The sequence below is a fragment of the Archangium sp. genome, assembly GCF_036389735.1.
GTDB lineage: Bacteria > Myxococcota > Myxococcia > Myxococcales > Myxococcaceae > Archangium.
Genome location: NZ_DASVWK010001011.1, coordinates 1 through 7,650, shown reverse-complemented (window position 1 = coordinate 7,650; position 7,650 = coordinate 1). Strand labels below are relative to the sequence as shown.

Sequence of the window (7,650 nt, the reverse complement as noted above, 5' to 3'; positions counted from 1 at the left end):
ACCCGGCCCACCTCGTCCTTCGTCTTCTCCGCCTGCCCGAGGATGTAGCCGAGCACCTCCTTGGGCAGCTTGAGCTGACCGGCCAGGGAGCGGATGCCCTCCTCCGTCATGAAGATGGCGCCCAGTCCCGCCACCGCCACCTTGCGCACGAACTCCGGCACGAAGCCCGCGCGAGAAGCCTCTTCCGGCTCGTCGCCGAGTAGCGGATCGAAATCGTCGTCGGGGTCCTTTCCGGGCGCCATGGGAGTCCTCGGGGTTCGCGGAAGCGCCTAGCGTACCACCGGCAGCTTCACCGCCACCCGCATGTTCTCGGTGGAGACGCGGCCCGCGATGTTGCGCGCCATCGCCATGAAGGCCTGGGCCTCGGCGCTCTCCGGCGCGCTCAGCACCACCGGCACGCCCGCGTCACCCGACTCGCGAATCTTCAGGTCGAGGGGGATTTCGCCGAGGAACGGGATGCTGAACATCTCCGCCGCCTTGCGGCCACCGCCCCGGTTGAAGATGGGCGTGGCCTTCGAGCAGTGCGGGCACACGAACTGGCTCATGTTCTCCACGATGCCCAGCACGGGGATGTGCACCTTGTCGAACATCTGCTTGGCGCGCACCACGTCCGCCAGCGCCACGTCCTGCGGCGTCGTCACCAACACCGCGCCCGACGCCTTCACCGCCTGCGACAGCGACAGCGCCACGTCGCCCGTCCCCGGCGGCAGGTCGAGAATCAGGTAGTCCAGCTCGCCCCAGCGCACGTCCCGCACCAACTGCATCAGCGCCCCGTGCAGCATGGGCCCGCGCCAGATGAGCGCCTGATCCGCCTCCACCAGGAAGCCGATCGACATCACCTTCAGCCCGTGCTTCTCCATCGGCAGCAGCGTCTTGCCGTCCGGGCTCGTGGGGCGCTCGGTGATGCCCGTCATCAGCGGCACCGACGGGCCGTAGAAGTCCGCGTCCAGCAGGCCCACCTTCGCGCCCTCTCGCGCCAGCGACGCCGCCAGGTTCACCGACACCGTGCTCTTGCCCACGCCGCCCTTGCCGGCGCCGACGAGGATCACGTTCTTCACCTGCGGAAGGAGCGCCTGCCCCTGCGGACCGCCCACACCCCCGGCGGCCGAGCGCACCTGCGCGCCCCACTCGATGTCGAAGGTCTTCAGCCCCGCCACCTGCTTGAGCGCCGCCTCGGCGTCCGCCTGGATCTTCCCCTTCATCGGACAGGCCGGCGTCGTCAGCTCGATCTTGAGCTTCACCTTGTCGCCGTCCACGCGGATGTCCTTCACCATCCCCGCCTTCACCAGGTCGATGTGAAGCTCGGGATCCATCACCTTCGACATCGCCGCGAGGATGTCGCGCTCGGAAACGCTCATCTGGGGTACCTGAGTCCTTCTTGGAATCCGGGGGGTTGGGGGAACTCCCCCTCTCGGAAGGGCGCGGAAATAGCCAGCCCCCCCGGTGGTGTCAACTTCCTCTAATCCCCTACCTTCTGGACCGCATGCCTTCTCATTCGAGGGCCGCGATCCGGTACTCGCCTGCCTCTCGGACCAGAAGCACCGCTCGATCTTCTCCCAGCGGGAGCTCCGCCCCCGTCGCCGTCACCCGCACCTGCCCCTTCTCCAGGGCGAGCCGCACCCGGCGCACCCGCTCGGTCGCCAGGGGCTCTTGCCGGAAGTCCGCGCGCAGGCGCTCGGGTGTGTAGCGGGCGCGCAGGGGCTCGCTCAGCAGCGACCAGGTCGTGTTCCAGTCGTCCGCCTTCACGGCATCCAGGAAGCGGACCAGGACGACGCGGGGGACGTCCGCCAGCTTCTCCTCGAGAACCCGCCAGCCCTCCTTCGTCTGGGTCAGCGTGAGGGCCGACGCCCGGGCCTGGAGCTCCGGCACGGCCGCGCGCACCTCGGCGACCCGCGCCTGGCGCACCGAGGCCTCCGCGTAGCGCTCCTGGAAGGGCTTCAAGTCCTCCCGCGGCGCGGTCGTCAGGGCGTAGGCGTCCGCCAGCCGGTTGTCCTCCAGCGCCTGGGCGTAGGCCGACGCCACCTCCTGGGGGCCGGGAGTGTGAGCGCAACCCGTGGCCGCCAGGGCGACCAAGAGGGACAGCGGGAGCCTGCGAGGAGGGGGGGAGGACATGGGGGGGCCTACTGGAAGTCCGCGTGCGTCCAGGTGCGCTCGGCGAGCCGCTGTTTGACTTCCTTGATGTAGGGACGAGCGCCGCTGCCGCGCACGTTCTCGTCTCCGTCGTACCAGTCACCGGAGAACCAGGTTCCGACGCAGCCCCACTCGTCACCCTTCACGTAGCCGCCCTGCTTGCCGGGTTGGTTCAGCCAGGTGTACTCGCCTTCGTAGCAGGCGCGCCGAGAGGCCAGCGCGTAGTCGACGTTGTAGGCGGTGCTGTCGCGCGAGTGCGGGAAGGTGCCCACGTGCACCGGTGCCCGCACCTGCAGCAGGCCGAAGCTGTCCCCGTTGTCGCCCAGCGTGGACTGCCTCCACCAGCTCTCCACCACCGCCACCGCCCGCACGATGTCCTCGTCGAAGCCCCACTTGCACGCGCCCCACTGGATGATCTCATCCGTGGTGCCGGTGAAGTCGCCGTCGATCCTCCCGGCGAAGCGCGCGTTGTACGCGTCACTGGCCCCGACGATGCGCACACCGCTGGCCCCGCGCGTCTGGTTGGCCTGGGTGTTCTCGGGGCGGGGCTCCCACTCCGAGCGTCGCACCCGCCCGGCGCACTCCGCCCCGGAGGGCAGGGTCGAACCGGGCGACAGCGTCGAGAAACGACCGTCGTCGGGCTTGACGTTGGTCGGGGGGGCTCCCTGCTCCCCACAGGCCTGCGTGAGGGAGAGGCACAGCACCAGGGACACAGTGGGCAAGCGCGGCGGACTCATGGACACCTTGTCGAGGAAGCGGAGGTCCTCAATATAGACGGGAGCCTCGTCCCTTGGTCAGGCCGACGCACCGCGCATTGACCCCTCCCAGAGACAGGTGTTTTACGCGCCACCGGAAACCTGAATCAGGTTTCAATTTGGTCGCGTTCGCACAGGGGTGCTCATGAAGTTCACGATATCGAGGGGAGTCGTCGTCTCGCTGTTGTTGTCTTCCGTGGCCTGGGCCGAGGAGGGCGGAACCATTCGGGGCACGGTGTACGTCCTGGGGAACGAGCCGCTCCCGGAAGCCCAGATCGTGGTCGTGGGCACGGAGCTGGTGGCCACCACCAACGCCGAGGGGCAGTTCGAGATCCGCGGCGTGCCCGCCTCGAAGCAGGAGCTGAAGATCTCCTTCCCGGGCTACCGGGAGAGCACCCGCGCCGTGACGGTCGTCCAGGGGCAGGTCGCTTCGATCGAGGCGGACCTGGCGCTCGATGAGCAGTTCGGCGAGGAGATCGTGGTGACTGGCTCGAAGTTCGGGGAGAAGCGGCTGGAGTCCCCGGTCACGGTCGAGACGGTCAACGCGAAGACGATCCAGATGGCCGGAGGGGCCTCGTACATGACGGCCCTCTCGGTGATGAAGGGCGTCGATTACGCGGACAACGGCATCAACGAGAAGCGCATCTCCACGCGCGGCTTCAACACCCAGTTCAACTCGCGAATGATCACCATGGTGGACGGCCGGCTGGCGCAGATGCCCGGCAACGGCCTGCCGCTGGGAGGTCAGCTCCCGACCCCCAACCTCGACGTCAAGTCGGTGGAGGTGGTGGTCGGTCCGGCGTCCGCGCTCTATGGCGCCAATGCCCACGCGGGCGTCATCAACGTCCTCACCAAGTCCCCCTGGGACGAGCCGGGGGCCTCGGTGGTCCTGCGCGGCGGTACCCAGCAGCTGCTCGACGGGTCCGTGCGTGTGGCGGGCACCGTCGCCAAGGACTTCGGCTACAAGTTCAACAGCCAGTTCGTTCGCGGCATGGACTTCGCACCGAACCGGGACCTGCCCTCCCACTACTATGGTGGCAGCACGCGCCCGCTCATCTTCGAGGGCGACCTGCTCAACGACTACGAGACCCGCACGGACAAGGCGGAGGGCTTCCTCTACTACCGGCGGGGGGATTGGAACTTCAAGGGCGGCTACGGCTTCTCGCTGTACGACGGGGTGACGCTCACCAATGCCGGTCGCAACCACCTGCGCGGCTGGCAGGTGCACTACCAGACCGTGTCCGCCAGCCACCCGAACTGGTTCGCCCAGGTGACCCGCACCTCCAGCGATGCGGGCGGCTCGTACCAGTTGGATCGGCTGGCGAGCGTGACCCAGACCAATGGTGGCGCTCCGAGCGACCCCTCCTCGCTGGATCCGGTCCGGGATCAGATCAAGTTCATCGACCACAGCCAGCTCATCGACTCCGAGCTCCAGTACCAGAACACGTTCGGCGGCGTGAAGCTCATCTCCGGCGCCCAGCTCCGGCTCTACAAGCCCAGCTCCGAGGGAACGTACCTGGCCGATGTCGGCGGCAAGACCCTGAACGCCACCGAGTTCGGCGGCTATGTGCAGGGCGACTACTCGCTGCTGCGTGACAAGCTCCGGCTGGTGGCGGCCGCGCGGTTCGACACCCACTCCAACTACACGCCGCAGTTCAGCCCCAAGGCCGTGGCGGTCTACAGCCTGACCCGGACCCAGCACCTCCGGGTCGGCTACAACCGCGCGTTCAAGAGCCCCACCATCCTCGAGAACTACCTGCTCATCAGCAACACCCTGCTCGGCAACCGCACCGGCTTCCTCATCAGGGACGCCGAGGGGAACCTGATCTCGGAGATCCGGCCGCTCGTGCCGGAGCAGGTGGACTCGGTGGAGCTCGGCTACAAGGCCACCTTCTTCAACCAGCTCCTGGTGGATGTGGTCGCGTACCACTCGTGGTACCGGGACTTCATCAGCTCGCTGTCCGCGCGGGCCAACCCCTCGGCGGGGACCTTCGCCTTCTACCCGGATGGCACGCCCGTGGCCGAGGGGACCCCTGTCCAGGGCGGCCTCTCCACCTACTCCAACTTCGGCCGCTCGCGCGTGGGCGGGATCGATCTCGGGCTCGAGTATCAGCTCACGCCCCAGATCCTCCTCAACGGCAGCGCCTCGTACATCCGGCTGCTCAGCTTCCGGAACTCCGATGCGACCCAGAAGGCGCTCCTGCTGAACGTGCCGGACATGAAGCTCAAGGCCTCCATCACCCTCCAGGATCTGGTGCTGAAGAACTCGTTCGTCCGGCTCTTCGGTCGCTACCAGACGGCCTACCAGTTCAGCGCGGGCCGGTGGGACAGCGGCGTCTTCTTCCAGGATGGGAGGGTGCCAGCCCGCTTCGTGGCGGACCTCGGGCTCGGCTACACCTTCTCCAACGGCCTGGCGGTGAGCGCCAACGTCTTCAACCTCATGGATGACAAGAGCGTGGACGTCCTCGGCTCGGCCCCCAACGGACGCTCCGCCTACCTCCAGCTCTCGTACAAGTACGCGGGGCTCGAGTTCTAGGAGACCCGCACGGTGAGCTGCACGGCGCCCGGGGGACGGCACGTGGCACAGTAGACGTCGCCCTCGTATGCGAACGCGCTCCGGAGCTGGAGCCCCGCCTGGCACTCCGAGCACGCCAGCGGGGCTCCTCCCGGGGCCTTCGCGCCCACGGGCCTCGCCTGGAGGCTCGTCACTCCCCGCAGTTGTTCGAACCGGCCCGCTTCCAGCCAGACGCCCTCGCACCGGGGGCACACGTCGAAGGAGCCGGCCGTCGTCACCACCAGCGCCAGCCGCTGCCGGCACGCCGGGCACGACACCGGCACGCTCCGCGAGGCCTCCGCCCGACGCGCCTGTGCCGCCAGGTAGGGGCCCGTCGAGGGCCGATCCAGCAGCGTGTCCAACTCCCCCCGGTCGAACCACAGCCCATGACAGCGGGGACAGGTGTCGACTTCCACGTCCGAGACACTCAGGGGCCTGAGGGACTCGTGCTCGCAGAGGGGACAGGGGCGCGTCATGCGGGGACCCAGGTTACTTGAAACGCTCCCCTCCCCTGAACCCCAGCAGGCCCCAGGCCGTCGGGCACAGGGCATACAGCCCCGCCTGGGATCCACCCAGCAACAGTTTCAGCAGGGAGAAGCGCCGATCCGGCCCTCCGAAGAGGTGCAGTTCGAAGCGCTCCGTCGGCGCCTTCGCCAGCTCCATCGCATGCCGGCACGCCTCCTCGAAGCCCCCCGTCTTGTCCACCAGCCCCACCCCCAGCGCGCGCGTGCCGCTGTACACCCGCCCCTCCGCCAGTGCGTGGATCTCCTCCTTCGTCCGGCCCCGCGCCTTCGCCACGAATTCGAGGAACGTCTGGTACGTCTCCTCCATCTCCCTCTCCATCGCGGCCCGTTCGTCCTCGGTGAAGCCCCGCATGGGCGAGTAGAGGCCCGCGTTGCGCCCACGGACGATCTGCGTGCGGTGGATGCCCAGCTTCCCGAGCAGCTCCGAGGCATCGAACTTCCCCCCGAACACCCCGATGGAACCGACGATGGCGTGCGGCGTGGCCCAGATCTCCCGGGCCCCCAGCGCCGCCATGTAGCCGCCGCTCGCCGCCACCCGGTCCACGAAGGCGATCACCGGCTTCTTCTTCGCCACCCGCTGCACCGCCTCCAGGATGAGTTCCGAGGCCAGCGCCGAGCCTCCCGGGCTCGCGATGTACAGCACCACCGCCTTCGAGCGCCGATCCCTCCCCGCCGCTCGCAGCGCCTTCACCGCCACGTCCGAGCCCGCCATCTCCGGGCCCGGCCCCCCCGACCCGCCCTTGCCCGGGACGATCATCCCCGACAGCGGCACCACCGCCAGCCGGGGCCTCGGGCGCAGCGGGCGCCACTTCACCGGCGGCCACGGTAGCCGCGCCAGGTACATCGGGAACGGCTCCAGGCCCTCGTCCTCGTCCTCGTCCTCCTCGTCGCCCTCCTTCATTCCCAGCCGCGCGCGCAGATCCACCTCGCTGCACAGCCCGTCGATGAGGCCCGCCGCCGCCGCGCGCTTCGCGCTGTAGGGGCCCGCGTCGATCCACGCCCGTACCTCCTCCGGCGTGCGCTTGCGCCCCTTCGCCACGGTGTCCACCAGCTCCGTGAACCGCTCGTCCAGGAAACCCTCCAGCGTCTGCCGCTGGATGTCCGTCACGTGCGGGTGCGTGAAGAGCTCCGGGGCCGTCTTGTAGGGGCCCCTCCGGAAGAAGTGCGCCTTGATGCCCAGCCGGCCCAGGCCCTCGCCGATCGCCGTGGCCTCCGCGGCGTAGCCCACCAGATCCACCCGCCCCGCCGGAGCCAGCAGCACCTCGTCCGCCGCGCACATCACCTGGTAGCCCAGGTTGTCCGTGCTCACCGCCCACGCCACCACCCGCTTGCCCGCCGCCCGGAAGCCCTCCAGCAGCTTCACCAGCACCTCCCGCTTGGCCGGCGGCACCTCCAGCCCCTCCAGTTCCACGAGGATGCCCTTCACCTTCGGGTCCTTCGCCAGCAGCTCCAGCGCATGGCGGAAGCCCTCCAGCGACGTCACCGTGGCCGGCTCCGGGCGCCCCTGCCCTCCCAGGCTCAAGCGCCGCCGGCGGGGGCTCTCGCGGTAGGGGGGATCCCCCGTCAGCCGGAAGCGGATGTACGCGGGCCGGCTCCGGGAGGCGAGCAGGCGGAACGGCAGCCCCAGGAGGGCTCGCACCAGCAACAGCAGGTTGATCAAGGGGATGAAGAGGAGGCGCACGGGTCC

Annotated in this window: 6 protein-coding genes and 1 pseudogene; 1 reads left to right on the top strand and 6 read right to left on the bottom strand. The window is 69.1% G+C overall.

Going from position 1 to position 7,650, the window contains the following annotated elements:
- From VF794_RS36080 to VF794_RS36065, 4 genes and pseudogenes are all read right to left on the bottom strand, one after another.
- Positions 1-242, bottom strand: a pseudogene (locus VF794_RS36080) (hypothetical protein); the annotation flags it as partial.
- A 27-nt stretch (positions 243-269) separates the two neighbouring features.
- On the bottom strand, positions 270-1,358 hold the full coding sequence (locus VF794_RS36075; protein WP_331117661.1) for an Mrp/NBP35 family ATP-binding protein: 1,089 nt from the start codon (positions 1,356-1,358) through the stop codon (positions 270-272).
- 133 nt (positions 1,359-1,491) lie between these two features.
- On the bottom strand, positions 1,492-2,022 hold the full coding sequence (locus VF794_RS36070) for a hypothetical protein (protein WP_331117660.1): 531 nt from the start codon (positions 2,020-2,022) through the stop codon (positions 1,492-1,494).
- A gap of 98 nt (positions 2,023-2,120) precedes the next feature.
- Entirely contained in the window at positions 2,121-2,867 is a 747-nt protein-coding gene (locus tag VF794_RS36065; RefSeq protein WP_331117659.1) for a hypothetical protein, read from the bottom strand.
- A gap of 163 nt (positions 2,868-3,030) precedes the next feature.
- Between VF794_RS36065 and VF794_RS36060 the strand changes: the two genes are divergently transcribed.
- Entirely contained in the window at positions 3,031-5,421 is a 2,391-nt protein-coding gene (locus VF794_RS36060; RefSeq protein WP_331117658.1) for a TonB-dependent receptor, read from the top strand.
- Here VF794_RS36060 and VF794_RS36055 read toward each other — a convergent pair.
- Positions 5,418-5,915, bottom strand: a complete 498-nt coding sequence (locus VF794_RS36055; RefSeq protein ID WP_331117657.1) for a zf-TFIIB domain-containing protein — start codon at positions 5,913-5,915, stop codon at positions 5,418-5,420. The two genes, VF794_RS36060 and VF794_RS36055, sit on opposite strands and share 4 nt — an antisense overlap.
- Before the next feature lie 13 nt (positions 5,916-5,928).
- Positions 5,929-7,644, bottom strand: coding sequence for a signal peptide peptidase SppA (gene sppA, locus VF794_RS36050; RefSeq protein ID WP_331117662.1), 1,716 nt, complete (start codon positions 7,642-7,644; stop codon positions 5,929-5,931).
- Positions 7,645-7,650: the final 6 nt, after the last annotated feature.

Bases quoted from the DNA above. Each gene is read 5' to 3' on its own strand.
- VF794_RS36075 (WP_331117661.1), bottom strand. From the start codon at position 1,358: ATGAGCGTTTCCGAGCGCGACATCCTCGCGGCGATGTCGAAGGTGATG.
- VF794_RS36065 (WP_331117659.1), bottom strand. From the start codon at position 2,867: ATGAGTCCGCCGCGCTTGCCCACTGTGTCCCTGGTGCTGTGCCTCTCC.
- VF794_RS36060 (WP_331117658.1), top strand. From the start codon at position 3,031: ATGAAGTTCACGATATCGAGGGGAGTCGTCGTCTCGCTGTTGTTGTCT.
- VF794_RS36055 (WP_331117657.1), bottom strand. From the start codon at position 5,915: ATGACGCGCCCCTGTCCCCTCTGCGAGCACGAGTCCCTCAGGCCCCTG.